We start from the raw sequence: 25,804 nt of genomic DNA on the forward strand, positions 1-25,804 counted from the left end.
CGCAGGCGCCGTACGCCGCGCCGACCGGCGGCCAGCCCGCCATGGCCCCGTTCCCCCCGGTCCCGGGACCGCAGGCCCCGCAGGGCCCGGTGCCGGGGCAGCTGCCGCCGGCCCCGTACGCCACCGGCGGCCAACCTCCGATGGCACCGGTGCCGGGCACACCGACGGGCCCGCCCCCCGGCGCGGTACCCCCCGGCGCGCCCGCGCCCGAACCGGTGTTCCCGCCCGACGCCATGGGCGCCACCCAGCACATCTCCGCCGTCCCGGCGGGCCGCGGTGACAACCGGCCGCTGTTCCGCGACGAGGTCCCCGAGGACGCCGGGGCGGACACCGCCCAGTTCGACGTCCGGACCGCCGACGACTACGACGACTACGACGGCGGGTACGACGACTACGGCCCCTACGAGAACCCGTCGGGCAAGCGCCGCAGGGCCCTGATGATCGGCGGGTTCGCCGTCGCCCTCGTGCTCGTCGGCGGCGGGACCTTCTACTTCGCCAGCGGCGGTCTGGGCGGCTCCTCCGACAACGCCACCACCGTCTCCAGCGAGGAGGACGACCCGGGGGCGCTGGCCGCCGACGGCCTCTTCCCCGAGACACTGGAGGTCGACGGCCAGGGCTCGTTCTCCCGGGTGGCCGTGGACGACACCGAGGACTGCGCCACCGGCGCCCACGGCGACTACGGCACCGTGCTCGCCGACAACGGCTGCCGCCAGCTGATCCGCGCCTCCTACCTGAGCGAGGACGAGGGGCAGGCCATCACCGTCGGCATCGCCGCGATGGCCGACGCCGAGAGCGCCACCACCGCCCTGGACGCCCAGGACCTGAACGACGCCCGGTGGTTCGCCGGACTGGCCGGCGAGGAGGGCTCCCCGGCCGAGCGCCTGGGCCACGCCGGCGGCCACGGCAGCGGCGGCCAGTGGGGCCGCTACCTGCTCTTCTCCCTGGCCACCAACAGCGACGGCGCCGACGAGGGCGCCGAGGGCCTGGCCCCGGTCAGCGAGGGCTTCCTGGAGACGGCCTACGAGAGGCTGTCCGAGGACCGCGGCTGACCCGCTCCGGAACCGAGAACACACAGGTGACACCGAAGGGGACGTCCGGCCGGACGTCCCCTTCGCGCTTCCCGTGCCCGGCTCCGAACCGGCATCCGCCTTGCGAGGACCGGAGGGTCCGCAGGGGGCGGCCCGCCCCCGGGCGACGGCCCGCGGTCGGTCATGTCCCGTGGGGTGGTGTGAGAACAACGGTCGTTCGAACAAGAACGAATCGCCGACCAGCGTGCCGTTACCTCTGGGGCTCTGGAGTCGAACGAAGTCACACCACTCGGTGGGACACCATCCCGCGGCCGGCACCGCCCCATGGTCAGGAGAGCTCGCGAACGCGGCGGGTGGCGGTGGCGCGGGCCGCCAGTTCCCCGTCGGCCGGGTAGCGCACCTCCTCCAGGCTCAGCCCCTGCGGGCCGACCACGTGCACGGCCGGGTCCCGCACCGCGGTGCCCAGCACCCGGGCGGGCCAGTCGACCCCGCGGCGGCCGTCGCCCACCGCCAGCAGGCAGCCGACCAGGGCGCGGACCATGTTGTGGCAGAAGGCGTCCGCCTGGATCGTGCCGTGCAGCAGGTGGCCGTCCACCCGCTCCCACTCCAGGCGCAGCAGCTCGCGGATGGTCGTGGCGCCCTCCCGCTTCTTGCAGAACGCCGCGAAGTCGTGCTCCCCGCGCAGCCGCTCGGCGGCCGCGTTCATGCGGTCCACGTCCAGCGGGTTCTTGTGCCACAGCACGTCCCGGCGCAGCAGCGGGTCCACCCCGTAGGGCGCGTCGCTCACCCGGTACAGGTAGCGGCGGAACAGCGGGGAGAAGCGCGCGTCGAACCCGGGCGGTGCCGGGCGGGCGGCGGTCACCCGCACGTCTGGCGGCAGCACCCCGGCCAACCGGCGCAGCACCCTCTCCCCCTCGCTCTCCCACGTCCCGGCGGGCACGTCGGCCTGGGCCACCTGGCCGCGGGCGTGCACCCCGGCGTCGGTGCGCCCGGCACAGGTCAGCGACACCCCGGGCAGGCGCAGCACCCGGGCCAGGGCGGACTCCAGCTCGCCCTGGACGGTGCGCCGGTTCGGCTGCACCGCCCACCCGGAGAAGTCCGTGCCGTCGTAGGCCACGTCGAACCGGATCCGGATCGTCGGCTCCGGCACCTCGGTCATCTCGTCCGTCACATCGGTCCCATCGACACCTCGGAGAACACGAGTGCCCGACCCCTGTGGGATCGGGCACTCGTCCGGTCGGTGTGCACCCGGGATGCGCCCGTGTGCCCCACTCCCGACCTACTTGCTCTCGGAGTTCTCCTCGGCCGGGGCCTCGTCGGCCTCGGGAGCCTCGGCGGCCTCCGCGGTCTCCTCGGCCGGGGTCTCCTCGGCCTTGGTCTCCTCGACCGGCTCGGCCGGGGCAGCGGCGGCGGCCGGCTTGGCGGCCAGCGCCTCGACCAGCTCGATGATCGCCATCGGGGCGTTGTCGCCCTTGCGCGGACCGATCTTGGTGATACGGGTGTAACCACCGGGACGGTTCTCGTAGCGCGGGCCGATCTCGGTGAAGAGCTCGTGCACCACGGACTTGTCCGTGATCTTGGTCAGCACCTGGCGGCGGGCGTGCAGGTCACCGCGCTTGCCGAGGGTGATGAGCTTCTCGGCGTAGGGGCGCAGGCGCTTGGCCTTGGCCTCCGTGGTGCGGATGCGGCCGTGCTGGAACAGCGAGGTGGCGAGGTTCGCCAGGATGTGCCGCTCGTGAGCGGGCCCGGAACCCAGACGGGCGCCCTTGGTAGGCGTGGGCATGGTGTCGTTCTCCTAGTGATGCGGTCCACGGCCGCACTCGGCCGGGGACCATGGGGCGACGAAGGTCAGTACTGCTCCGTCTCGACGAAGGACTCGCCCTCGTCGTCCTCGGAGCCGAAGGAGTCGGCCGCGGTGCCGGGGTCGAATCCGGGCGGGGAGTCCTTCAGCGACAGGCCCATGTCGACGAGCTTCTGCTTCACCTCGTCGATGGACTTGGCACCGAAGTTGCGGATGTCCAACAGGTCCTGCTCGGAGCGGGCAACCAGCTCGCCAACGCTGTGGATGCCCTCACGCTTGAGGCAGTTGTAGGACCGGACCGTGAGGTTGAGGTCCTCGATCGGCAGCGCCAGGTCGGCCGCCAGGGCGGCGTCCGTCGGCGACGGGCCCATGTCGATGCCCTCGGCATCGACGTTGAGCTCGCGAGCCAGGCCGAACAGCTCCACCAGCGTCTTACCGGCGCTCGCCACGGCGTCACGGGGACGGATGGCGGGCTTGGTCTCGATGTCGACGATCAGGCGGTCGAAGTCGGTGCGCTGCTCGACTCGGGTGGCCTCGACCTTGTAGGTCACACGCAGGACCGGCGAGTAGATGGAGTCGATCGGGATCCGACCGATCTCCTGTCCGGCCTGCTTGTTCTGCGTCGCGGAGACGTAACCGCGGCCGCGCTCGACCGTCAGCTCCATCTCCAGCTTGCCCTTGCCGTTGAGCGTGGCGATGTGCAGGTCGGGGTTGTGCACCTCGACACCGGCCGGCGGAGCGATGTCCGCGGCGGTCACCACACCCGGGCCCTGCTTGCGCAGGTACATCAGCACCGGCTCATCGTGCTCGGAGCTGACGACCAGGCCCTTGAGGTTGAGGATCATCTCCGTGACGTCCTCCTTGACGCCGGGCACGGTGGTGAACTCGTGCTCGACGCCCTCGATCCGGATGCTGGTGACGGCGGCACCCGGGATGGAGGACAGGAGGGTCCTGCGCAGAGAGTTTCCGATGGTGTAGCCGAAGCCCGGCTCCAGCGGCTCGATGACGAACTTCGAGCGCAGGTCCGAGAGCGGCTCCTCGGTCAGCGTGGGACGCTGTGCGATCAGCATGGTCCGTGTTTCCCTTCCACATGGCCGCCCGCTATTTGACGGCCACCGACGGGCACCGGCGAGGTGCCCGCATTCCCACTCGGATTCCTACCCGGCCCGCGCGGTCCCGGAGCATCTCCGGACCCGGCGCGGGGTCAAGCGCGGCGGGGCGCCCGCGTGGATAGGACCGCGGGCGCCACGGCCGGGATCAGACCCGGCGGCGCTTGGGCGGACGGCAGCCGTTGTGCGGCACCGGGGTGACGTCCTGGATCGAGCCGACCTCCAGCCCGGTCGCCTGAAGCGAGCGGATGGCGGTCTCGCGGCCCGAGCCCGGACCCTTCACGAAGACGTCGACCTTGCGGACGCCGTGCTCCTGAGCGCGGCGCGCGGCGGCCTCGGCGGCCATCTGCGCGGCGTAGGGGGTCGACTTGCGCGAACCCTTGAAGCCCACCTGGCCGGAGCTGGCCCACGAGATCACGGCACCGGTCGGGTCCGTGATGCTCACGATCGTGTTGTTGAACGTGCTCTTGATGTGAGCGTGTCCGTGGACAATGTTCTTCTTTTCCTTGCGGCGCACCTTGCGCGCGGCACCCTGACGGCCCTTAGGCGGCATGAGCGAAACTCCCAGAGATCATCGGTCCGTTGTTGTTCTCGGACGCGGTCGAAAGGTCCGAGCGGACTACTTCTTACCGGCCTTCTTCTTACCGGCCACGGTCTTCTTCTTGCCCTTGCGGGTGCGCGCGTTGGTCTGGGTGCGCTGACCGCGGACCGGGAGGCCGCGGCGGTGGCGGATGCCCTGGTAGCTGCCGATCTCCATCTTGCGACGGATGTCGGCCTGCACCTCGCGGCGCAGGTCACCCTCGACCTGGTAGTTCGCGCCGATCCACTCGCGCAGCTTGACCAGGTCCTCTTCGGACAGCTGGTACACGCGGGTGTTGCCGTCGACACCGGTTTCCTTCAGGGTTTCGAGCGCGCGGGTGCGGCCGATCCCGAAGATGTACGTGAGAGCGATCTCCACCCGCTTGTCGCGGGGAAGGTCGACGCCTTCAATACGTGCCATGTGGGCGAAACTCCATCCATGCCTTCGCGGAGGTCTGACCCGCTCCACCCTCTCGTCGCCCAATCGACGAGGCCCCGGCCTCCGACCGGGGGTTCTCCCCGGGCCTGCCGCGTCAAGCGGCGCCCGGAGATCGGAGCAGGTTGTTCGTTGTGTTGCGGTCCCGTGCCGGGGAAGACCTCCCCGCCCGGGTCCTTACGGCGTCAGCCGCGGCCTGCGGGCCGGGTGTTAACCCTGGCGCTGCTTGTGCCGCGGGTCTGAGCAGATGACCATGATCCGACGGTTGCGGCGGATCACGCGGCACTTCGCGCAGATCTTCTTGACGCTCGGCTTGACCTTCATGGTGACTCCGAACTCGGAGCCGTCCGGCCGTGCGGCCCGGACGGTCTACTTGTAGCGGTAAACGATGCGCCCGCGCGTGAGGTCGTACGGGCTCAACTCCACGACGACGCGGTCGTCGGGGAGAATGCGGATGTAGTTCATCCGCATCTTGCCGCTGATGTGGGCAAGGACCTGGTGCCCGTTGTCGAGCTCTACCTTGAACATCGCGTTGGGTAGGGACTCGACAACGGAGCCCTCGATCTCGATGGCGCCGTCTTTCTTGGCCATGTCCTCCACGCCTCGCTCATCAACTGGTCGATCATGACAACCCGACGCGACCCCGGTGTCCCTTCACACGACGCGAAGGCACCGACGACGGGGGGAACCCGCGTCGCCGACACCGAGGACACTGGAAGATCGGGCCAACTGCAAGAGCGGTACGTCGCTGGAAGGACGTGGTGCGAAGAAGGCAGAATGACCCAACAGCCCGCGTATGGGCAATGACAGTCTATCCCCTCGGGGCAACCACTCCGGACCGCGACCCGTACGCCCCAGGTCACAACACCCCGGCCCGCCGTTGTCTTCCCGAAAGGAAGAGGGGCCCGGGCGGTCGCGTGCTAGGACCTGTCCTTCAGGGCCCGTGGTGCGCCACCGGGGTTCCGGAGGACCGGAGGAGACGTCCCCGCGGAAAGTCCGCGGCCACCGGCCCGTCCGGGAGAGGGAGGTCCCGTCGGACGCAGGCCGTCCCCCTTGAGGGCGACGGCGGGCGCCGGGCGAGCGAGGAGTAGAGCCGCCGCGCCCCCTGAAACCCGCTCCCGCCCCCGAAGAACGCACCGCCGGGAAACAGGGCCACGGCCACCGGCCCGTCCGCGAAAGAGAAGTCCCGTCGGCCGCAGGCCGTCCCCCTTGAGGGCGACGGCGGGCGCCGGGCGGGCCGAAGCACGGCGGAGGCTCAAGGGAACACCGCCTACTCCTCGATCTCGTCGCGGCGGCCGCGGCCGGTGGCCAGGACCCCGACGGTGACGACGGTCATCACGATCCCCCAGGGCCCCAGGACCCAGAGGAACCACGGGTAGTCGTAGTCCGTGGTCAGGAAGAGGATCAGCCAGATCACGAAGCACAGGACGTTGACCCCGGCGTAGAGCATCCAGGGCACCATCAGCGCCGGGTCGCGCAGGGTCAGGACCGGGGCGGCCGTCCTCTCCTCCCGGCGCGGCACGGCCCCGCGGACCTCCGCGAGGTCCCGTTCGGGCAGGTCGTGGGTGACCACGTCGAGTTCGTCCACGGTCCGTGCCTTGTAGGCGCGGCCCAGGCGCTCGGTGAACTCCTCGTGGTCCAGCCGGCCCTGCGCGAAGTGCTCCTGGAGCAGCTGCGCGACACGGTCGCGATCGGCATCGGACGTTCGGGTCGACGGAACCGGGTCGGACACTGCGCGCACCTCGCATCCCGTGAGTGCTGACGTCCCGCGCGGGGCGGCGGGAGCCGGGCCCGGCCTACCAGGCGGGCTGGACGAACCCCATTTGAGAGATCTTATCCCGGTCCGACTCGCGGGCGGTGAGCACGATCGGGCCGTCCGCGGTGATCGCGACGGAGTGCTCGAAGTGCGCGGCGCGCCTGCCGTCGCGGGTCACCACCGTCCAGCCGTCGTCCAGTTGGAGGACGTCGTGGTGGCCCAGGGTGGTCATCGGCTCGATGGCCAGGCACATGCCCTCGACGAGCTTGAGGCCCTTGCCCCGGCGCCCGTGGTTGAGGACGTGCGGCTCCATGTGCATCTCGGTGCCGATGCCGTGGCCGCCGTACTCGCGGACGTTGCCGTAGCCGCCGTTGCCGGAGATGTGGCGGTCGATCGCGTGGCCGATGTCGCCCAGGCGCTTACCGGGCCGCAGCTCGGCGATGCCCTGCCACATCGACTCCTCGCAGACCTCCATCATCCTCAGGTCCTCGGGGCGGGCCTCGCCGACCGCGACGGTGATCGCCGAGTCGCCGTGCCAGCCCGCCAGGACGGCCCCGCAGTCGATGGAGATGATGTCGCCCTCGGCGAGCACCCGGTCGGCGCTGGGGATGCCGTGGACGACCTCTTCGTTGACGGACGCGCAGATGGAGCCGGGGAACCCGTGGTAGCCCTTGAACGAGGGGGTCGCGCCGGCGTCGCGGATGACCTTCTCCGCCAGCGCGTCCAGTTCGAGGGTGGACACCCCGGGCCGCACCGCGGCCCGGAGGGTGTCCAGGGCGCGGGCGACGACCCGGCCCGCCTCCCGCATCAGGGCGATCTGCTCCGGCGTCTTGATCTGCACGCCGTTCGCCTTGCCGAACATCAGGACCCGGCCCCGGCCTTGCCCTCGATGGCCGCCATGGCCCGGCCGGTCACCTCGGCCACGGGACCCGTGGCGGCGATGGTGGCCAGCAGGCCCTCCTTCTCGTAGTACTCCACGAGCGGAGCGGTCTGATCCCGGTAGACCTTCAGCCGGTGGCGGATGGTCTCCTCACGGTCGTCCTCGCGCTGGTAGAGCTCCGCACCGTCGTCGTCACAGCGCCCCTCGACCTTCGGGGCGTCGTACTCGACGTGGTAGACCCGGCCGCACTGCGGACAGGAGCGGCGGCCCGAGAGCCGGCGCACGACCTCGTCCTCGTCGACCCGCAGTTCCAGGACGACGTCGAGCCGGGTGTCCAGGCCGCGGAGCATGTCCTTGAGCGTCCCGGCCTGGGCGACGTTGCGGGGGAACCCGTCGAGCAGGAAACCCCCGGCCGCGTCGTCCTGGGCGAGCCGGTCCTTGACCATGGCGTTGGTGACCTCGTCGGGGACGAGGTCACCCCGGTCCATGTACTCCTTGGCCTTCTTACCGAGTTCCGTGCCACCGCTGACGTTGGCCCGGAAGATGTCACCGGTGGACACCTTCGGGATCGACAGCTCGGCCGCGAGGATCTGGGCCTGGGTGCCTTTACCGGCCCCAGGCGGCCCCACCAATACAGCACGCATTTATCGCAGAAAACCTTCGTAGTTCCTCTGCTGGAGGTGACTCTCGATCTGCTTCACCGTGTCCAGCCCGACACCGACCATGATCAGGATGCTCGTACCGCCGAACGGGAAGTTCGCGTTCGCCCCGGTGGAACCCAGGGCGACCATCGGCAGCAGAGCGATCACACCCAGGTACAGAGAGCCGGGAGTCGTCAGCCGGGTGAGCACGAAGTCGAGATACTCGGCGGTCGGACGCCCTGGTCGGATACCCGGGATGAAACCACCGTACTTCTTCATGTTGTCGGCGACCTCAGTGGGGTTGAAGGTAATCGCGACGTAGAAGAACGCGAAACCGACGATCATCACGAAGAAGGTCACCATGTACACGGGGTGTGTACCGGTCAGGAAGTACGTGGAGACGAAGCTCACCACGGGGTTCTCCGAGTCCTGGCCCAGGAGGCCGACCAGGAGCTGGGGGAGGTACAGCAGCGAGGAGGCGAAGATCACGGGGATGATGCCCGCCTGGTTCACCTTGAGGGGGATGTAGGTCGAGCTGCCCCCGTACATCCGGCGGCCCACCATGCGCTTGGCGTACTGGACCGGGATGCGGCGCTGGGCCTGCTCCATGAACACCACGGCCGCGATCAGGGCCAGGCCCGCGATGCAGATGATCGCGAAGATCCAGGCCGAGCGCTCCTGGAAGAGGCTCATGATCGAGGCGGGGAACATCGCGACGACCTGGGTGAAGATCAGCAGCGACATGCCGTTGCCCACACCGCGCTCGGTGATGAGCTCACCGAACCACATGATGATGCAGGTACCGGCGGTCATGACGAAGACGATGGTGACCAGGGTGAGGATGTCCTGGTTGGGCATGTAGGAGCTGACCGGGATGGCCCCCTGGAACAGGGCGCCCGTCCGGGCCATGGCGACGATGCTGGTGGCCTGGAGGACCGCGAGCATCAGCGTCAGGTAGCGGGTGTACTGGGTGATCTTGCTCTGCCCGGCCTGGCCCTCCTTCTTGAGGGCCTCCAGGCGGGGGATGACCACCGTCAGCAGGTTGATGATGATGCTCGCGGTGATGTAGGGCATCACACCGAGCGCGAACACCGCCAGTTGCAGGAGGGCGCCACCACTGAACAGGTTGACGAGCGCGTACACACCGGACTGGTCGCCCGCCGTGATGATCTCCATCTGGTCGCGGATCGCGGCCGAGTCGATACCCGGCGCGGGGATCACCGAACCCAGACGGAACAGCGTCAGGATGAACAGTGTGAACAGCAACTTGTTACGCAGGTCGGGCGTGCGGAATGCACGAACGAACGCACCTAGCACGTCTCCTCCTGCGCGGCTTCGGCGGCGGAACGGATTCCAGACATCGCGGCCGATCCTGAATCGTCGTTGAACGGCAGCCCCGGGCAAGTGGCCCGGTGCTCGGAAGTACTCACACTACGTCAAGCGGTGAGGTCAAACAGATGGCACTGTAACAGCCATCACCGTGCTATTGAGTTCGTGAGTCATAACGATCACCACTCACAAGCACGCGGGGCGCCCGCCGGTCCGGTCGTTCTCAGACCGGTCCGGGCGGGCGCCCTGTGTGCGCATGCGGGGTTGACCCCTACAGCTCGGTGACGGTGCCACCGGCGGCGGTGATCTTCTCCTTCGCCGAGGCGGAGAACGCGTCAGCGCTCACCTGCACGGCGACGGTGATCTCACCGGTGCCCAGCACCTTGACGAGCTCGTTCTTGCGAACGGCGCCCTTGGCCACCAGCGACTGCACGGTGACCTCGCCGCCCTCCGGGAACAGCTCGCTCAGCTTGTCCAGGTTGACGACCTGGTAGGTCTTCTTGAACCTGGCGTTGCTGAAGCCCTTGAGCTTCGGCACCCGGCGGATGAGGGGCATCTGCCCGCCCTCGAAACCGGGGCGGACGGTGTTACGAGCCTTGGTGCCCTTGGTGCCGCGACCGGCGGTCTTGCCCTTGGACGCCTCGCCGCGACCCTTGCGGATCTTGGCCTTGTTGGCGCCCGGGGCGGGCCGCAGGTGGTGCAGCTTGAGCAGCTCGTCGGGGTTGTAGTCGCTCATTCCGCGACCTCCTCGACAGTGACCAGGTGCGAGACGATCGTGAGCTGGCCACGCACCTCGGGACGGTCCTCACGGACGGTGGACTTGCCGATCCGGCCCAGGCCCAGCGACTGGAGAGCAGCGTGCTGCTTCTTCTTGCCGCCGATCTTGGAGCGGGTCTGCGTGATCTTGAGCTTGGCCATGGTCAGGCTCCTGCCTTCGCCTCAGCACGAGCACGCAGCATCGCGGCCGGGGCGACGTCCTCGATCGGCAGGCCACGACGGGCGGCGATCTCCTCGGGCTGGTTGAGCCCCTTGAGAGCGGCGACCGTGGCGTGCACGATGTTCAGCGGGTTGGACGACCCGAGCGACTTGCTCAGGATGTCGTGGATGCCGGCGCACTCCAGGACGGCGCGCACGGGGCCACCGGCGATGACACCGGTACCCGGGGCGGCCGGACGGAGCAGGACGACGCCGGCGGCGGCCTCACCCTGGACCCGGTGCGTGATCGTGCCCTGGATGCGGGGGACGCGGAAGAAGTTCTTCTTCGCCTCCTCGACACCCTTGGCGATCGCGGCCGGGACCTCCTTGGCCTTGCCGTAACCCACACCGACCATGCCGTTGCCGTCGCCGACGACGACCAGGGCGGTGAAGGAGAAGCGACGGCCGCCCTTGACGACCTTCGCGACCCGGTTGATGGTCACGACCTTCTCGATGTAGGAGACACCCTTGTCTGCGGCGCCGCCGCGGCGATCGTCACGGCGATCACGCCGCTCGCCACCGGCGCCGCGCCGCGGTGCTGCAGCCATCAGTGGTTCCTCTTCTCGTGGTTGTTCTCAGCCTTTACAGGGGTCATACGCCTAGAACTCCAGCCCGCCCTCGCGCGCCGCCTCGGCGAGCTTGGCGATCCGGCCGGCGTACTGGAACCCGCCGCGGTCGAAGACCACGGTGGTGACGCCGGCGGCCTTCGCGCGCTCAGCGATGAGGCGGCCGACCTGCGCGGACTTGTCCGACTTGGTGCCCTCGAAGGAGCGCAGGTCGGTCTCGACGCTGGAGGCCGCGACCAGGGTGTGACCCTTGGTGTCGTCGATGACCTGAGCGACGATGTGCTTGGAGGAACGGAACACGGCCAGGCGCGGACGCTCGGCGGTGCCGAAGATCTTCTTGCGGACGCGGAACTGGCGGCGCGCACGCGAGGTCGCGCGCTTGGCGGTCCGCTTGCGGGCCACGGTGATACCCATGCCTACTTACCAGCCTTTCCGGCCTTGCGGCGGATGTGCTCACCCTGGTACCGCACGCCCTTGGCCTTGTACGGGTCGGGCTTGCGCAGACTGCGGATGTTCGCCGCGACCTGACCCACGAGCTGCTTGTCGATGCCCTCGACGTGGAGGATCGTCGGCTTCTCCACGCGGAAGGTGATGCCCTCCGGGGGCTCCACCACGACCGGGTGGCTGTAGCCCAGCGAGAACTCCAGGTTGGAGCCGCGGGCCTGGACGCGGTAACCGACGCCGTGGATCTCCAGGGTCTTGGCGTAGCCCTTGGAAACACCCTCGACCAGGTTCGCCAGCAGTGCACGGGTCAGCCCGTGCAGCGAGCGGTTCTCCGGCTTGTCGTCCGGGCGGGACACCGTGACGACGCCTTCGGCGTCCTTCGCGACGGTGATCGGCTCGGCGACGGTGTGCTTGAGTTCGCCCTTCGGCCCCTTGACAGTGACGTCTTGCCCGTTAATCGTGACTTCGACGCCCTTGGGGGCCGAGATCGGCAGTCGACCGATACGCGACATGCTTCAATCTCTCCCTGGTTACCAGACGTAGGCGAGGACTTCGCCGCCAACGCCGTTCTTCTTGGCCTGCTTGTCGGTCATCAGGCCACCGGACGTCGAAATGATCGCCACACCGAGGCCCCCGAGGACCCGGGGCAGGTTCTCCTTCTTGGCGTACACCCGCAGACCGGGCTTGGAGACCCGTCGGATGCCCGCGATCGAACGCTCCCGGGTGGGGCCGTACTTCAGGTCCAGGACGAGGCTCTTGCCCACCTGGGCGTCCTCGCTCCGCCAGCCCTGAATGAAGCCCTCCTGCTGGAGGATCTCGGCGATGTGCGCCTTGATCTTGGAATACGGCATCGCCACGGTGTCGTGGTAAGCCGAATTCGCGTTACGCAGACGCGTCAACATGTCTGCGATCGGGTCGGTCATTGTCATGGCCGACTGGCCCTTCCTCACCGCGGTTTCCGTGTGCGGGTCTTTCCAGAACCCGTTCCCCGCGTGAATCCGCGGGGAGGCACGACCGGACCTTCGGCGTGGTCGTGGGCACCGCCGTCCCTCCCGGGACTGCCGTGCCCTGATTGGTTGAGATCATGCCGTTCCGCACACCCGTGAGGGGGCGGACACTTCTGTGAGACGCCGTGCGGCGCCTCGGTGGGGCCGAGCTCCGCACACGCCGTCCCCTCTCGGGGGGACGTGCGGGTCGGCCCCGCCGGGGACTACCAGCTCGACTTGGTGATACCGGGCAGCTCGCCCCGGTGGGCCATCTCGCGGAAGCAGATACGGCACAGGCCGAACTTCCGGAAGACGGCGCGCGGGCGACCGCACCGCGAGCATCGAGTATACGCGCGAACGCCGAACTTCGGCTTCCGCTGCGACTTGGCGATCAGAGCCTTCTTAGCCATCTGTGCTTACCCCTCAGGCTTCCTTGAACGGGAAACCGAGCCGCTTGAGCAGGCTGCGGCCCTGGTCGTCGTTGATCGCGCTGGTGACGACGGTGATGTCCATCCCACGCACGCGGTCGACCTTGTCCGGGTCCACCTCGTGGAACATGACCTGCTCGGTCAGCCCGAAGGTGTAGTTGCCGTTCCCGTCGAACTGCTTCGGGGAAAGGCCGCGGAAGTCCCGGATCCGGGGCAGCGCCAGGGAGAGCAGCCGGTCGAGGAACTCCCACATCCGGTCGCCGCGCAGCGTGACGCTGGCGCCGATCGGCTGGCCCTCGCGCAGCTTGAACTGCGCGATGGAGTTCTTCGCCCGGTTGACCCGCGGCTTCTGCCCGGTGATCGCCGACAGGTCGGCGATCGCGCCCTGGATGAGCTTCGCGTCACGCGCCGCCTCGCCCACACCCATGTTGACCACGATCTTCGTCAGACCGGGGACCTGCATGATGTTGGCGATGCCGTGCTCGTCCTTGAGGGCCGGAACGATCTCGTTCCGGTACTTCTCCTTGAGCCGCGGCATCGGCGGGGCCGTGATGTCGTTGGTAACCGTCATCAGATGTCCTTACCGGTGCGGCGGGAGACCCGAACCTTGGTTCCGTCTTCCTCGAAGCGGTAGCCCACCCGGGCGGCCTTGCCGTCTTCCACGAGCGCAACGTTGCTCACGTGGATCGGGGCCTCCTTGGTGACGACCTCGCCCTGCTGGCCGCCCGCCGGGTTGGCCTTCCTGTGCTTCTTGACCAGGTTGACGCCCTCGACGACGACACGGTCCTCCTTGGGCAGGGCCTTGACGACCTTGCCCGTGGCACCCTTGTCCTTGCCGGCGATGACGATGACCTCGTCGCCAGATTTGATCTTCATCGCCTACAGCACCTCCGGCGCAAGCGAAATGATGCGCATGTACTTCTTGTCCCGCAGCTCGCGGCCCACCGGGCCGAAGATACGGGTGCCTCGCGGGTCCCCACCGTCCTTGATGAGCACGGCAGCGTTCTCATCGAAGCGGATGTAGGAGCCGTCGGGCCGGCGGCGCTCCTTGACGGTGCGCACGACAACGGCCTTGACGACGTCGCCCTTCTTGACTCCAGCGCCAGGCAGGGCGTCCTTCACCGTGGCGACGATCGTGTCGCCGATCCCGGCGTAGCGCCGACCCGAGCCACCGAGAACACGGATGGTGAGAATCTCCTTCGCACCCGTGTTGTCGGCGACCTTGAGTCGCGACTCCTGCTGAATCACGTCTGCTCCTGATGTGATGCGTGCGGTCCACTGCCGCACGGCTAGGTGGTCTGCACCCCTCGCGCCGGCGGCCGACAACGGGTGTCGGCCGCCGACAGGCTGGGGTTACTTAGCCTTCTCCAGGATCTCCACGACGCGCCAACGCTTCGTCGCAGAGAGCGGCCGCGTCTCCATGACCCGGACGCGGTCGCCGACGCCACAGGAGTTCGCCTCGTCGTGCGCCTTGTACTTGGTCGTACGGCGGATGACCTTGCCGTACAGGGCGTGCTTCACACGGTCCTCGACCTCGACGACGACGGTCTTGTCCATCTTGTCGCTGACGACGTAGCCCTCGCGCACCTTGCGGTGGCTGCGAGCCTCGGTCTGGTTCTCACTCATTCGGCTGCTTCCTTCGACTCCTGCGCCGACTCACCAGACAGCGGGGCGATACCCAGCTCGTGCTCGCGCAGGATCGTGTAGATCCGCGCGATCTCGCGCTTGACGGTGCGCAGTCGGCTGTGGTTGTCGAGCTGACCGGTCGCGGCCTGGAAGCGGAGGTTGAAGAGCTCGGCCTTGGCTTCCTTGAGCTTCTCGGCCAGGTCCTCGACGGACTGGTCGCGGAGCTCCTGGGCAGTCACGGACTTCGCCATCACTCCCCCTCCCGCTTAACGAACTTGCACTTCATCGGGAGCTTGTGCATGGCACGGCGCATCGCCTCCTTGGCGATGTCCTCGGGCACGCCCGACAGCTCGAACATCACACGACCGGGCTTGACCGGCGCGACCCACCACTCCGGGGAACCCTTACCGGAACCCATGCGGACCTCGGCGGGCTTCTTGGTCAGCGGGCGGTCCGGGAAGATGTTGATCCAGACCTTGCCGCCACGCTTGATGTGACGCGTCATGGCGATACGAGCGGACTCGATCTGCCGGTTGGTCACGTAAGCCGACTCCAGAGCCTGGATGCCGAACTCACCGAAGTTGACGGTCGTTCCGCCCTTGGCCTTGCCGCGCAGGTCAGGGTGGTGCTGCTTGCGGTACTTGACCTTACGAGGAATAAGCACTGGTCAGCTCCCCTCGGTCTGAGCGGACTCGGCCGGGGCCTTGGCCTCGGCGTTCTGCGGCTGGCCGCCACCGGCACCGCCACGACGACGGCGCTGCGGGCGCTCGCGGCGCTGACCGCCGCCGCCACCGCCGCCACCGGCGGAGCGCTGCGCGGCCTGGGCCGCCTCGCGCTCGGCGCGGGTGGCCGGAGCGTCACCCTTGTAGATCCAGACCTTCACACCGATGCGGCCGAAGGTCGTACGGGCCTCGAAGAAGCCGTAGTCGATGTCGGCGCGCAGGGTGTGCAGCGGAACGCGACCCTCGCGGTAGAACTCCGAGCGGGACATCTCGGCCCCGCCCAGACGGCCACCGCACTGGATCCGGATGCCCTTGGCACCGGACTTGATCGCGCTCTGCATGGCCTTGCGCATCGCGCGGCGGAAGGCCACGCGGCTGCTCAGCTGCTCGGCGACGCCCTGGGCGACCAGCTGCGCGTCGACCTCCGGGTTCTTGACCTCGAAGACGTTCAGCTGGACCTGCTTGGAGGTCAGCTTTTCGAGGTCGGTCCGGATGCGGTCGGCCTCCACGCCGCGGCGGCCGATGACGATGCCCGGCCGGGCGGTGTAGACGTCGACGCGGACGCGGTCACGGGTGCGCTCGATCTCGACCTTGGAGATGCCCGCGCGCTCCATGCCACGGGTCAGCATCCGACGGATCGCGACGTCTTCCTTGACGTAGTCCTTGTAGGACTTGTCGGCGTACCAGCGGCTCTTGAAGTCGGTGGTGACGCCGAGGCGGAACCCGTGCGGGTTAACCTTCTGCCCCACTATCGGGTCCTTTCCTTGGTCTTGGACGAGGCGCCCGAGCGCTCGGCGACGACCACGGTGATGTGGCTCGTACGCTTGGTGACTCGGAAGGCCCGGCCGAAGCCGCGGGGGCGAATGCGCTTCAGGGTCGGACCTTCGTCCACCCAGGCGCCTTCGACCACCAGCGACTCGCGGTCCAGCTTGTCGTTGTGCTCGGCGTTGGCGATGGCACTGGCCAGTACCTTGCCAACAGGCTCGCTCGCCGACTGGGGCGCGAACCGGAGCACCGCCTGTGCCTCGTCAGCGGGCAACCCGCGAATAAGGTCCACCACCCGGCGGGCCTTTCGGGGCGTAACACGGACGAACCGTGCCTGTGCCCTCGTTCCCATCGCTTTTCCCTCGCTCACGGAAATTCATCTCCACTCACCGTGGAGAACGTGGTTCTTACTGCCTGTTGCGACCGACTAACGGCGGCTACGGCGGTCTTCCTTGACGTGGCTGCGGAAAGTACGCGTGGGAGCGAACTCGCCGAGCTTGTGGCCGACCATGGACTCGGACACGAACACGGGGACGTGCTTGCGACCGTCGTGGACGGCGATGGTGTGGCCGATCATCTCAGGGATGATCATGGACCGACGGGACCACGTCTTGATGACGTTCTTGGTGTTGGCCTCGTTCTGCGTCTCCACCTTCTTGAGAAGGTGGTCGTCGACGAACGGACCCTTCTTCAGGCTACGTGGCATCAGACGTGCTCCTTACCGCTTCTTCTTGCCGCTGCGCCGACGCCGAACGATCAGCTTGTCGCTGGCCTTGTTCTTGGCCCGGGTCCGGCCTTCCTTCTTGCCCCACGGGCTGACCGGGTGGCGACCACCGGAGGTCTTGCCCTCACCACCACCGTGCGGGTGGTCGACGGGGTTCATGACCACACCGCGGACGGTCGGGCGCTTGCCCTTCCACCGCGAGCGGCCGGCCTTGCCCCAGTTGATGTTGGACTGCTCGGCGTTGCCCACCTGGCCGACGGTCGCGCGGCAGGAGATCTCCACCATGCGCATTTCGCCGGAGGGCATACGCAGCGTGGCGTAGCGCCCCTCCTTGGCCAGGAGCTGGATCTGCGTGCCCGCGGAGCGGCCCAGCTTGGCACCGCCACCCGGCTTCAGCTCGACCGCGTGCACGAACGTACCCGTGGGGATGTTGCGCAGCGGGAGGCAGTTGCCCGGCTTGATGTCGGACTGCGGACCGTTCTCGACGCGGTCGCCCTGCTTGAGGCCGGCGGGCGCGAGAATGTAGCGCTTCTCACCGTCCACGTAGTGGAGGAGGGCGATGCGCGCGGTGCGGTTCGGGTCGTACTCGATGTGAGCGACCTTGGCCGGCACGCCGTCCTTGTCGTGGCGACGGAAGTCGATCACACGGTAGGCGCGCTTGTGTCCGCCACCCTGGTGGCGGGCGGTGATCCGGCCGTGGCCGTTGCGGCCGCCCTTGGAGTGGAGCGGACGGACCAGGGACTTCTCCGGCTCCGAGCGCGTGATCTCGACGAAGTCGCTCACGCTGGAACCGCGACGACCCGGCGTCGTCGGCTTGTACTTACGAATGCCCATCTTCTTCGTGCATTCCTTTACGTGTTACTGGTGTGGAGCGGTCAGGCGGGGACTGCTAGCGACCGAAGATGTCGATCTGCTCGCCGTCCGCGACACTGACGATCGCGCGCTTGGTGTCAGGGCGCTTGCCGTACCCGAAGCGGGTCCGCTTGCGCTTGCCCTTGCGGTTGATCGTGTTCACCGCGGTGACCTCGACATCGAAGATCTGCTTGATCGCGATCTTGATCTGGGTCTTGTTGGCGTCCGGGTGAACGATGAACGTGTACTTGTTCTCGTCCATGAGCCCGTAGCTCTTCTCCGAGATCACCGGCTCGATGATGATGTCCCGCGGGTCGGGGATCCTCACTGGTCGTCCTCCTCGGACTGAGCAGCGGCCTTGGCGTCGCCGGAGGCGTGAGCCAGGAACTCGGCGTAGCCCGCCTCGGTGAACACGATGTCGTCCGCGTAGAGGACGTCGTAGGTGTTCACCTGGTCGGCGTCGAGGATGTGCACCTCTTCGAGGTTGCGCAGAGCACGTCGGTTGTGCTCGTCCTCGCGGGCCAGGACGACCAGGACCTTGTCGGACTCGGTCACCTGGCGCAGCGCCTTGAGGGCGGTCTGCGTGAGCTTCGCGTCGGCGTCCTCGGCCACGAAGTGGCTGATGACGTGGATGCGGCCGTGGCGCGCCCGGTCGGAGAGGGCACCGCGCAGGGCGGCGGCCTTCATCTTCTTCGGGGTGCGCTGGCTGTAGTCGCGGGGCTGGGGCCCGTGGACCGTGCCACCGCCGGTGTACTGGGGCGCGCGGATGGAGCCCTGGCGGGCGCGACCCGTGCCCTTCTGGCGGTACGGCTTCTTACCACCACCGCGGACCTCGCCGCGGGTCTTGGTCGCGTGGGTGCCCTGGCGGCCGGCGGCCAGCTGGGCGTTCACGACCTGGTGGATCAGCGGGATGCTGACCTGCTGGGCGAAGACGCTCTCCGGCAGCTCGACGCTGCCCTTGGCGCCGCCCTCGGGGTTCTTGACCTCGATCTGGGCCATGGCTTACTTGTCCCCCTTCACAGCGGTGCGGACGAGCACCAGACCGCCGTTGGGACCGGGAACAGCACCCTTGACCAGGATGAGGCCCTTCTCCGCGTCCACGGAGTGAACGGTCAGGTTCTGGACGGTCTTGCGCACGTTGCCCATGCGCCCGGCCATCCGCATGCCCTTGAAAACGCGGCCGGGCGTGGCGCAGCCGCCGATGGAACCGGGCGAGCGGTGCTTGCGCTGCGTGCCGTGCGAGGCGGAGAGACCACGGAAGCCGTGGCGCTTCATCACACCGGCGAAGCCCTTGCCCTTGCTCTTGCCCGAGACGTCGACCTTCTGGCCGCTCTCGAAGACGTCCGCGGTGACCTCCTGGCCGAGCGTGTACTCGGAGGCGTCGGTCGTGCGGACCTCGACGTAGTGGCGGCGCGGGGTCAGGTCGTTCTTGCGCAGGTAGTCGCCGAGCGGCTTGTTGACCTTGCGCGGGTTGATCTGCCCGAAACCGATCTGGATGGCGGAGTAGCCGTCGGTGTCCGGGGTCCGGATCCGGCTCACGACGCACGGACCGGCCTTCAGAACCGTCACGGGCACCATCTTGCCCGCGTCGTCGAAGACCTGGGTCATGCCGAGCTTTTCGCCCAGAACTCCCTTGATCTGCTTGGTGGCCATGTCTGTGCGTCCTTAAAGCTTGATCTCGATGTCAACACCGGCCGGCAGGTCGAGACGCATGAGCGAGTCGACCGTCTTCGGCGTGGGGTCGATGATGTCGATCAGCCGCTTGTGGGTGCGCATCTCGAAGTGCTCGCGCGAGTCCTTGTACTTGTGCGGCGATCGGATAACGCAGTAAACGTTCTTTTCCGTCGGCAGCGGCACCGGGCCCGCGACCTGTGCGCCAGTTCGCGTCACAGTCTCGACGATCTTCTTCGCCGAGCTGTCGATGACCTCGTGGTCATAGGCCTTTAGCCGAATGCGGATCTTTTGTCCCGCCATGTGGCCTGTTCGTCCTTCGCTTCAGTGTCCGTAACGGTGTCCGGTCACAGACGCCCAGGCCCGGCGGAATCCGCCGTACAGCCGTGAGCCCCTATTCCCTTGAGAAACCGCAACAGGGCTTGCCCCTGCGGTGCGTCACCGTCACAGAGCCCGATGACGTCTTTTCGTTGTGCCGGGCGGGCCGCCGTTGACGGGCGGCCCGCCCGGCACGTCGGGTCGGCTCCGGTGGGGAGCCTTCCCGGCGTGTACTACTTGAGGATCTTCGTGACGCGACCGGCGCCCACGGTCCGGCCACCCTCGCGGATGGCGAACTTCAGGCCCTCTTCCATCGCGACCGGCTGGATCAGCTGGACGGTCATCTCGGTGTTGTCACCGGGCATGACCATCTCGGTGCCCTCCGGCAACGTCACGACGCCGGTGACGTCGGTGGTGCGGAAGTAGAACTGCGGGCGGTAGTTGTTGAAGAACGGCGTGTGGCGGCCACCCTCGTCCTTGGACAGGATGACGACCTGGGCCTCGAACTCGGTGTGCGGGGTGGTCGTGCCCGGCTTGATGACGACCTGGCCGCGCTCGACGTCCTCGCGCTTGATGCCGCGCAGGAGCAGACCGACGTTGTCGCCGGCCTGGCCCTGGTCGAGCAGCTTGCGGAACATCTCGACACCGGTGACCGTGGTGGTCTGCTTCTCGTCCTTGATACCGACGATGTCGACGGTCTCGTTGACGTTCACGATGCCGCGCTCGATGCGGCCGGTGACGACGGTGCCGCGACCGGTGATCGAGAAGACGTCCTCGATCGGCATCAGGAAGGGCTTGTCGGTGTCACGCTCGGGCTCGGGGATGTACTGGTCCACGGTGCCCATGAGCTCCAGGACGGCCTTGCCCCACTCCGGGTCGCCTTCGAGGGCCTTCAGCGCGGAGACCTTGGTGACGGGGATGTCGTCGCCCGGGAACTCGTACTCGCTGAGCAGCTCGCGGACTTCGAGCTCGACGAGCTCGAAGATCTCCTCGTCGTCCACCATGTCGGCCTTGTTCAGGGCCACCACGATGTAGGGCACGCCGACCTGGCGGGCCAGGAGCACGTGCTCCTTGGTCTGCGGCATCGGGCCGTCGGTGGCGGCCACGACCAGGATCGCACCGTCCATCTGGGCGGCACCGGTGATCATGTTCTTCACGTAGTCCGCGTGACCCGGGCAGTCGACGTGGGCGTAGTGACGCGCCTCGGTCTGGTACTCGACGTGGGCGACGGAGATGGTGATACCGCGCTCACGCTCCTCGGGAGCGTTGTCGATGTCCTCGAACGGCGTGAAGGGGTTGATCTCCGGGTACGCGTCGTGCAGCACCTTGGTGATGGCCGCGGTCAGCGTGGTCTTGCCGTGGTCAATGTGACCGATGGTGCCGATGTTGACGTGCGGCTTAGTCCGCTCGAACTTTTCCTTCGCCACTGGATGTCTCCTAGACGTACAGAGCTATCTGGTATCCGGGCCCGCCCCGCTGGGGGCGGGACCGGATTGGTTACGTGTTCGCGACTACTCGCCGCGAACCTTCGCCACAATTTCTTGGGCGACAGCGGACGGAACCTCCGCGTAGGAGTCGAACACCATCGAGTAGTTGGCTCGACCCTGCGTACGGCTGCGCAGGTCACCCACGTAGCCGAACATCTCGGAAAGGGGCACGAGGGCCTTGACGAGACGGACGCCGGAACGCTCGTCCATGGACTGGATCTGTCCACGGCGGGAGTTCAGGTCGCCGATCACGTCACCCATGTACTCCTCGGGGGTGGTGACCTCGACCGCCATGACCGGCTCCAGGAGAGTCGGCTTGGCCAGCTTGACGGCCTCCTTGAAGGCCATCGAACCGGCGGTCTTGAAGGCCATCTCGGAGGAGTCGACCTCGTGGTACTGACCGTCGGTCAGCGTCACCTTCACGCCGACCAGCGGGTAGTGGGCGAGGACGCCCAGCTCCGCGGCCTCCTGGCAACCGGCGTCGACCGACGGGATGTACTCCCGCGGGATGCGGCCACCGGTGACGGCGTTCACGAACTCGTACCCGCTGGTGTCGCCGCTCTCCGACTCAAGGGGCTCGACGTCGATCTTGACCTTGGCGAACTGGCCCGAGCCACCCGTCTGCTTCTTGTGGGTGTAGACGTGGCCTTCGACCTTCTTGCGAATGGTCTCGCGGTAGGCCACCTGGGGCTTACCGATGTTCGCCTCGACCTTGAACTCGTCGCGCATGCGGTTGACGAGGACTTCGAGGTGCAGCTCGCCCATACCGGAGATGACGGTCTGGCCGGTCTGGTCGTCGGTGGCGACCTGGAAGGAGGGGTCCTCCTCCGCGAGACGCTGGATCGCGATGCCCAGCTTCTCCTGGTCGCTCTTCGTCTTCGGCTCGATGGCCACCTCGATGACCGGGGCCGGGAAGGTCATGGACTCCAGGACGATGGCGTTCTGCGGGTCGCAGAGCGTCTCGCCCGTGGTGGTGTCCTTCAGACCCATGACGGCGACGATGTCGCCGGCGCCGACCTCGGAGATCTCCTCACGCTTGTTCGAGTGCATGCGGTAGATCTTGCCGATGCGCTCCTTGCGGCCCTTGACGCTGTTGAGCACCTGGGTACCGGTCTGGAGAACGCCCGAGTAGACGCGCAGGTAGGTCAGCTTGCCGAGGTGCGGGTCGCTCATGATCTTGAAGACCAGGGCGGACAGCGGCTCGTCGTTGCTGGGCTTGCGCGAGAGCTTGGTCTCCTCGGTCTCGTCCTTGGGGTCGTGGCCTTCGATGGCCTCGATGTCCAGGGGCGAGGGGAGGTAGGCCACGACCGCGTCGAGCAGGGGCTGGACGCCCTTGTTCTTGAACGCGGTGCCGCAGACGACCGGGATGGCCGTGCCGGCGATGGTGGCGCGGCGGATCGCCGGGACCAGCTGCTCCAGGGTGGGCTCCTGCCCCTCCAGGTACAGCTCCATGATCTCGTCGTCGGCCTCGGCCAGCGTCTCCAGGAACTGGTCGCGCGCCTCACGAGCGGCGTCCGCGTGGGACTCCGGGATCTCGATCGTGTCGTACATCTCGCCCAGGGCGGCCTCGTCGTTCCAGACGTAGGCCTTCATCTTCACGAGGTCGATGACACCCTTGAAGTCGCCCTCGGCACCGATGGGCAGCTGGATCGGCATCGCGTTGGCGCCCAGGCGCTCGCGGAACATGTCCACGCAGCGCTGGAACTCGGCACCGATCTTGTCCATCTTGTTGACGAAACAGATGCGCGGCACGCCGTAGCGGTCAGCCTGACGCCAGACCTGCTCCGACTGGGGCTCGACGCCTTCCTTGGCGTCGAAGACCGCGACAGCACCGTCGAGAACACGCAGCGAACGCTCGACCTCGACCGTGAAGTCGACGTGGCCGGGCGTGTCGATGATGTTGATGGTGTGGTCGTCCCAGTGGGTGGTGGTAGCAGCCGAGGTAATGGTGATACCCCGCTCCTGCTCCTCCTTCATCCAGTCCATGGTGGCGGCGCCATCATGAACCTCGCCCACCTTGTGGGTCACACCGGTGTAGTAGAGGATCCGCTCAGTGGTGGTGGTCTTGCCCGCGTCGATGTGGGCCATGATCCCGATGTTGCGGACCCTGCCCAGGTCAAGCGCAGTCTTAACAGCCATGAGGCTCGTCTTCCCTCGGTTTATTGCTGTACAACCGCGGGGTTACCAGCGGTAGTGGGCGAAGGCCTTGTTCGACTCGGCCATCTTGTGCGTGTCCTCACGCTTCTTGACGGCCGCGCCGAGACCGTTGCTGGCGTCGACCAGCTCGTTCATCAGACGCTCGGTCATGGTCTTCTCACGACGCTGGCGCGAGAAGGAGACCAGCCAGCGCAGGGCCAGCGTGGTGGACCGGGAGGCGCGGACCTCGACCGGAACCTGGTAGGTCGCGCCACCGACACGGCGGCTGCGGACCTCCAGCGCGGGCTTGACGTTGTCCAGCGCCCGCTTGAGGACGACCAGCGGGTCCTGGCCGGTCTTCTCGCGGGCACCCTCCAGGGCGTCGTAGACGACGCGCTGGGCGATGGAGCGCTTGCCGTCGAGCAGCACCTTGTTGATCAGTGCGGTGACGAGCGGCGAACCGTAGACCGGGTCGGTGATGAGCTGGCGCTTCGGCGCCGGGCCCTTGCGCGGCATTCTTACTTCTCCTTCTTGGCGCCGTAACGGCTACGCGCCTGCTTGCGGTTACGGACACCCTGGGTGTCGAGCGAACCGCGGACGATTCGGTAGCGGACACCCGGCAGGTCCTTCACACGACCACCGCGCACCAGCACGATGCTGTGCTCCTGGAGGTTGTGACCGATACCGGGGATGTAGGCCGTGACCTCGATCCCGCTGCTCAGCTTCACGCGAGCGACCTTGCGCAGGGCGGAGTTCGGCTTCTTCGGCGTGGTGGTGTAAACGCGCGTGCACACACCACGACGCTGCGGACTCCCCTTCAGCGCCGGGGTCTTGTTCTTTGCGACCTTGTCCTGTCGGCCCTTGCGGACCAGCTGCTGGATGGTGGGCACCGCGTCTCCGTCTTCCTCGTGACCTACGCCGGTTCTCGTAGCCGTATCGCTATTGACCTGCTGGATTTCCCGAACCTCCCCGACCCACGCTGTCGGGCGTGTCGCGTTCGTTCCGACACACGACGCACACCCTGAAAAGGGGCCGATTTTCACGGGAGGGGGTTCACATGCGCTGCGCGCCGCAGGCCTTCGAGGACCGGGGCGCCGCACACACACGTGTGACCCGTCGACTCACGGGCACAATCACACAGGCTACCGTCTACCCTCTAGGCGGTCAAAACGGTGTGCGACATGGCGAGGACAGCGGAACCGGTCCTCACGTAGCCGTGGGTCGCCCCCAGTCTACGCCGTCCCGGCGTTGCTTCGCCCCGGTTTTCCACCGGGGCGGGATATGGCACAACGGCCGCTCCCCTCCGATCATTGTCACAGGGAGCGGCCGCCTTCTCTACAGGAGCAACCAGATCGCGACGGAGATCACCGTGACGAGGATGCCGAGCACCGCGAAAACGGTGCCGCCGGTGATGAACCCGAGCCCGTCCAGCTGTCCGTTGGAGGCCCGGATCGCCCGCTTGGCCTTGGGGCCGGTGACCAGCAGGGCGAGCAGCGCGGTGACGACGCCGACACCGGGGATCAGCGAGGCGACGCCCAGCCACAGGGTGACGACCGCCCCCCGCTCGGTGTCGGCGAGGAAGTCGACGCTGTCGTACCCGGGGTAGGGGTCGCCGGCCTCACCGCCGAGCGGACGGTCCTCGAAGCCGGGGAACTCCTCGGCGATGAGATCTTTTTTCCGCTTCTTGGTCTTGGGCTTGACCGGCATCCCGTAATCGGCGGGGGTGAAGCCGTCGTCGTACTCCGAGTCCTCCTCGGGGTCCTCCGTCACCGGCGCGATCATCTGCGTGGCCTCGGGCTCCCCCTCCCCGGCGCGCGCCTGCATGTCGGCGATCGCGACCAGCGGGTCCTCGGCCGGTTCGTCGGCCTCGCTCTCCCCGCGCCGCCGCCGCTCGGCCTCGCGCACCACGTCGGGCAGCCGCGGGTCGTCCCGGTCGAACGCCCAGGTGTTGCCGGTGACGCCGGGTGCGTCCCCGTCCCAGTCCTCGGGTTCGGGCACGTCGGTCCAGGGCGCGGAGGCGCGCTCCTCCCGGGAGTCGGGCACCCGGACGGGGCCGGGAACGCCGTCGGCGCTCCTGCTCCACCCCCAGGGGTCCTCCTCCGCCTCCGGCTCGGGGGCCCGGTCGTCCTCGGCCCAGGCCGTGTCGCGCCCGTCGGCGGGCGGGGTGTCGTCCCACCCGGCCCCGGGGGCGTCGCTCAGCGGGTCCGCCCCCGGACCCCAGCCGGTGCCGCGGTCGTCGCTCAGCGGATCGGCCTGCGGTCCCCAGGCGGAACCCCGTTCGTCGGCCCCGCGCGAGCCGTAGGAGTCGTCCGTCAGCGGATCGATCTCCCCGCCCCGCCCGTGACCGGCGCCCTCGCCGCCCCAGGGCCCCAGCTCATCGCTGAGATCCCCGGCACCACCCCGTACGTGACCGGGGTCGTAGCCGCCCCAGGAGGGCGTACGGTCGCCGAGCGGGTCCGCGTCCGCATCCCAAGCGGTGTCCGGACGTCCACCGGCGGCGGCATCACGCAGACCGGCCTCCCCGGCCACCGCACCGGCACCGTCG

The 25,804-nt window shown here is 68.0% G+C and carries 37 protein-coding genes and 1 pseudogene; 1 reads left to right on the forward strand and 37 read right to left on the reverse strand.

The window, feature by feature from the left end; all coding sequences use genetic code 11:
• Positions 1-140 precede the first annotated feature (140 nt).
• Entirely contained in the window at positions 141-1,049 is a 909-nt protein-coding gene (locus QJS33_RS26950) for a hypothetical protein (protein WP_306370907.1), read from the forward strand.
• 307 nt (positions 1,050-1,356) lie between these two features.
• Here the strand turns inward: QJS33_RS26950 and truA are convergent, their stop codons facing one another.
• The 37 genes and pseudogenes from truA to QJS33_RS27135 form a co-directional block, all read right to left on the reverse strand.
• Complete coding sequence (gene truA, locus QJS33_RS26955) at positions 1,357-2,187, reverse strand: tRNA pseudouridine(38-40) synthase TruA (RefSeq protein WP_306370908.1); 831 nt, start codon at positions 2,185-2,187, stop codon at positions 1,357-1,359.
• Positions 2,188-2,307: 120 nt separating this feature from the next.
• Positions 2,308-2,811, reverse strand: coding sequence for a 50S ribosomal protein L17 (gene rplQ, locus QJS33_RS26960; RefSeq protein WP_306370890.1), 504 nt, complete (start codon positions 2,809-2,811; stop codon positions 2,308-2,310).
• 65 nt (positions 2,812-2,876) lie between these two features.
• A complete protein-coding gene (locus QJS33_RS26965) occupies positions 2,877-3,899 on the reverse strand; it encodes a DNA-directed RNA polymerase subunit alpha (RefSeq protein ID WP_306370891.1) in 1,023 nt (340 codons plus the stop codon).
• Between the two features lie 187 nt (positions 3,900-4,086).
• Entirely contained in the window at positions 4,087-4,491 is a 405-nt protein-coding gene (gene rpsK, locus QJS33_RS26970) for a 30S ribosomal protein S11 (protein WP_013156138.1), read from the reverse strand.
• A 66-nt stretch (positions 4,492-4,557) separates the two neighbouring features.
• Positions 4,558-4,938 carry a 30S ribosomal protein S13 gene (gene rpsM / locus QJS33_RS26975; protein WP_220563381.1) on the reverse strand — a complete coding sequence of 127 codons (381 nt, stop codon included), beginning with the start codon at positions 4,936-4,938 and terminating at the stop codon, positions 4,558-4,560.
• A gap of 225 nt (positions 4,939-5,163) precedes the next feature.
• Positions 5,164-5,277, reverse strand: coding sequence for a 50S ribosomal protein L36 (gene rpmJ, locus QJS33_RS26980; protein ID WP_082206327.1), 114 nt, complete (start codon positions 5,275-5,277; stop codon positions 5,164-5,166).
• A 45-nt stretch (positions 5,278-5,322) separates the two neighbouring features.
• The gene (gene infA / locus QJS33_RS26985; protein WP_013156135.1) at positions 5,323-5,544 is read right to left on the reverse strand and encodes a translation initiation factor IF-1; all 222 of its coding nucleotides are present in this window, start codon (positions 5,542-5,544) and stop codon (positions 5,323-5,325) included.
• A gap of 679 nt (positions 5,545-6,223) precedes the next feature.
• A complete protein-coding gene (locus QJS33_RS26990; RefSeq protein WP_306370892.1) occupies positions 6,224-6,685 on the reverse strand; it encodes a DUF1707 domain-containing protein in 462 nt (153 codons plus the stop codon).
• Positions 6,686-6,749: 64 nt separating this feature from the next.
• Positions 6,750-7,571 (reverse strand): type I methionyl aminopeptidase, encoded by an 822-nt coding sequence (map, locus tag QJS33_RS26995; RefSeq protein WP_306370893.1) that lies wholly within the window; start codon positions 7,569-7,571, stop codon positions 6,750-6,752.
• Positions 7,571-8,233: an adenylate kinase gene (locus QJS33_RS27000; protein ID WP_306370894.1), complete on the reverse strand. Its 663-nt coding sequence runs from the start codon at positions 8,231-8,233 to the stop codon at positions 7,571-7,573. Before QJS33_RS27000 ends, map begins: the two co-directional genes overlap by 1 nt.
• Complete coding sequence (gene secY, locus QJS33_RS27005) at positions 8,234-9,547, reverse strand: preprotein translocase subunit SecY (protein WP_306370895.1); 1,314 nt, start codon at positions 9,545-9,547, stop codon at positions 8,234-8,236.
• A 283-nt stretch (positions 9,548-9,830) separates the two neighbouring features.
• A complete protein-coding gene (gene rplO / locus QJS33_RS27010; RefSeq protein WP_306370896.1) occupies positions 9,831-10,295 on the reverse strand; it encodes a 50S ribosomal protein L15 in 465 nt (154 codons plus the stop codon).
• Positions 10,292-10,477 carry a 50S ribosomal protein L30 gene (rpmD, locus tag QJS33_RS27015; protein ID WP_073382342.1) on the reverse strand — a complete coding sequence of 62 codons (186 nt, stop codon included), beginning with the start codon at positions 10,475-10,477 and terminating at the stop codon, positions 10,292-10,294. The genes rplO and rpmD overlap by 4 nt, the downstream gene beginning before the upstream one ends.
• 2 nt (positions 10,478-10,479) lie before the next feature.
• Positions 10,480-11,082: a 30S ribosomal protein S5 gene (rpsE, locus tag QJS33_RS27020; RefSeq protein ID WP_073382340.1), complete on the reverse strand. Its 603-nt coding sequence runs from the start codon at positions 11,080-11,082 to the stop codon at positions 10,480-10,482.
• A gap of 51 nt (positions 11,083-11,133) precedes the next feature.
• On the reverse strand, positions 11,134-11,514 hold the full coding sequence (rplR, locus tag QJS33_RS27025; RefSeq protein ID WP_306370897.1) for a 50S ribosomal protein L18: 381 nt from the start codon (positions 11,512-11,514) through the stop codon (positions 11,134-11,136).
• 2 nt (positions 11,515-11,516) lie between these two features.
• Positions 11,517-12,056, reverse strand: a complete 540-nt coding sequence (gene rplF, locus QJS33_RS27030; protein WP_306370898.1) for a 50S ribosomal protein L6 — start codon at positions 12,054-12,056, stop codon at positions 11,517-11,519.
• Positions 12,057-12,074: 18 nt separating this feature from the next.
• Positions 12,075-12,473: a 30S ribosomal protein S8 gene (rpsH, locus tag QJS33_RS27035; RefSeq protein ID WP_306370899.1), complete on the reverse strand. Its 399-nt coding sequence runs from the start codon at positions 12,471-12,473 to the stop codon at positions 12,075-12,077.
• A gap of 281 nt (positions 12,474-12,754) precedes the next feature.
• A complete protein-coding gene (locus QJS33_RS27040; protein WP_073382333.1) occupies positions 12,755-12,940 on the reverse strand; it encodes a type Z 30S ribosomal protein S14 in 186 nt (61 codons plus the stop codon).
• 13 nt (positions 12,941-12,953) lie between these two features.
• Positions 12,954-13,529, reverse strand: a complete 576-nt coding sequence (gene rplE, locus QJS33_RS27045; RefSeq protein ID WP_073382331.1) for a 50S ribosomal protein L5 — start codon at positions 13,527-13,529, stop codon at positions 12,954-12,956.
• Complete coding sequence (rplX, locus tag QJS33_RS27050) at positions 13,529-13,834, reverse strand: 50S ribosomal protein L24 (RefSeq protein WP_220563393.1); 306 nt, start codon at positions 13,832-13,834, stop codon at positions 13,529-13,531. The genes rplE and rplX overlap by 1 nt, the downstream gene beginning before the upstream one ends.
• Before the next feature lie 3 nt (positions 13,835-13,837).
• Positions 13,838-14,206: a 50S ribosomal protein L14 gene (rplN, locus tag QJS33_RS27055; RefSeq protein WP_013156121.1), complete on the reverse strand. Its 369-nt coding sequence runs from the start codon at positions 14,204-14,206 to the stop codon at positions 13,838-13,840.
• 105 nt (positions 14,207-14,311) lie between these two features.
• Positions 14,312-14,584 (reverse strand): 30S ribosomal protein S17, encoded by a 273-nt coding sequence (rpsQ, locus tag QJS33_RS27060; RefSeq protein WP_306370900.1) that lies wholly within the window; start codon positions 14,582-14,584, stop codon positions 14,312-14,314.
• Positions 14,581-14,835 carry a 50S ribosomal protein L29 gene (gene rpmC, locus QJS33_RS27065; RefSeq protein WP_073382437.1) on the reverse strand — a complete coding sequence of 85 codons (255 nt, stop codon included), beginning with the start codon at positions 14,833-14,835 and terminating at the stop codon, positions 14,581-14,583. The genes rpsQ and rpmC overlap by 4 nt, the downstream gene beginning before the upstream one ends.
• Positions 14,835-15,248: a 50S ribosomal protein L16 gene (rplP, locus tag QJS33_RS27070; RefSeq protein WP_220563395.1), complete on the reverse strand. Its 414-nt coding sequence runs from the start codon at positions 15,246-15,248 to the stop codon at positions 14,835-14,837. Before rplP ends, rpmC begins: the two co-directional genes overlap by 1 nt.
• A gap of 3 nt (positions 15,249-15,251) precedes the next feature.
• Complete coding sequence (rpsC, locus tag QJS33_RS27075) at positions 15,252-16,055, reverse strand: 30S ribosomal protein S3 (protein WP_306370901.1); 804 nt, start codon at positions 16,053-16,055, stop codon at positions 15,252-15,254.
• Positions 16,055-16,423, reverse strand: coding sequence for a 50S ribosomal protein L22 (gene rplV, locus QJS33_RS27080; protein ID WP_073382319.1), 369 nt, complete (start codon positions 16,421-16,423; stop codon positions 16,055-16,057). The genes rpsC and rplV overlap by 1 nt, the downstream gene beginning before the upstream one ends.
• Before the next feature lie 75 nt (positions 16,424-16,498).
• Complete coding sequence (gene rpsS / locus QJS33_RS27085) at positions 16,499-16,777, reverse strand: 30S ribosomal protein S19 (protein ID WP_073382317.1); 279 nt, start codon at positions 16,775-16,777, stop codon at positions 16,499-16,501.
• Positions 16,778-16,789: 12 nt separating this feature from the next.
• Positions 16,790-17,629, reverse strand: a complete 840-nt coding sequence (gene rplB / locus QJS33_RS27090) for a 50S ribosomal protein L2 (protein ID WP_073382314.1) — start codon at positions 17,627-17,629, stop codon at positions 16,790-16,792.
• 55 nt (positions 17,630-17,684) lie between these two features.
• Positions 17,685-17,975 carry a 50S ribosomal protein L23 gene (rplW, locus tag QJS33_RS27095; RefSeq protein ID WP_306370902.1) on the reverse strand — a complete coding sequence of 97 codons (291 nt, stop codon included), beginning with the start codon at positions 17,973-17,975 and terminating at the stop codon, positions 17,685-17,687.
• Entirely contained in the window at positions 17,972-18,646 is a 675-nt protein-coding gene (gene rplD, locus QJS33_RS27100) for a 50S ribosomal protein L4 (protein ID WP_306370903.1), read from the reverse strand. The genes rplW and rplD overlap by 4 nt, the downstream gene beginning before the upstream one ends.
• 3 nt (positions 18,647-18,649) lie before the next feature.
• Entirely contained in the window at positions 18,650-19,300 is a 651-nt protein-coding gene (gene rplC / locus QJS33_RS27105; RefSeq protein ID WP_306370904.1) for a 50S ribosomal protein L3, read from the reverse strand.
• 12 nt (positions 19,301-19,312) lie between these two features.
• Positions 19,313-19,621: a 30S ribosomal protein S10 gene (gene rpsJ, locus QJS33_RS27110; RefSeq protein ID WP_014908366.1), complete on the reverse strand. Its 309-nt coding sequence runs from the start codon at positions 19,619-19,621 to the stop codon at positions 19,313-19,315.
• Positions 19,622-19,869: 248 nt separating this feature from the next.
• On the reverse strand, positions 19,870-21,063 hold the full coding sequence (gene tuf / locus QJS33_RS27115) for an elongation factor Tu (RefSeq protein WP_306370905.1): 1,194 nt from the start codon (positions 21,061-21,063) through the stop codon (positions 19,870-19,872).
• A gap of 84 nt (positions 21,064-21,147) precedes the next feature.
• On the reverse strand, positions 21,148-23,262 hold the full coding sequence (fusA, locus tag QJS33_RS27120; RefSeq protein WP_306370906.1) for an elongation factor G: 2,115 nt from the start codon (positions 23,260-23,262) through the stop codon (positions 21,148-21,150).
• 42 nt (positions 23,263-23,304) lie between these two features.
• On the reverse strand, positions 23,305-23,775 hold the full coding sequence (gene rpsG / locus QJS33_RS27125; RefSeq protein WP_220563403.1) for a 30S ribosomal protein S7: 471 nt from the start codon (positions 23,773-23,775) through the stop codon (positions 23,305-23,307).
• A 2-nt stretch (positions 23,776-23,777) separates the two neighbouring features.
• Complete coding sequence (rpsL, locus tag QJS33_RS27130; protein WP_017538026.1) at positions 23,778-24,149, reverse strand: 30S ribosomal protein S12; 372 nt, start codon at positions 24,147-24,149, stop codon at positions 23,778-23,780.
• A 445-nt stretch (positions 24,150-24,594) separates the two neighbouring features.
• Positions 24,595-25,804: pseudogene (locus QJS33_RS27135) on the reverse strand (hypothetical protein); the annotation flags it as partial.

Origin of the sequence: Nocardiopsis sp. CC223A (genome assembly GCF_030766825.1) — a bacterium.
Taxonomy (GTDB): domain Bacteria; phylum Actinomycetota; class Actinomycetes; order Streptosporangiales; family Streptosporangiaceae; genus Nocardiopsis.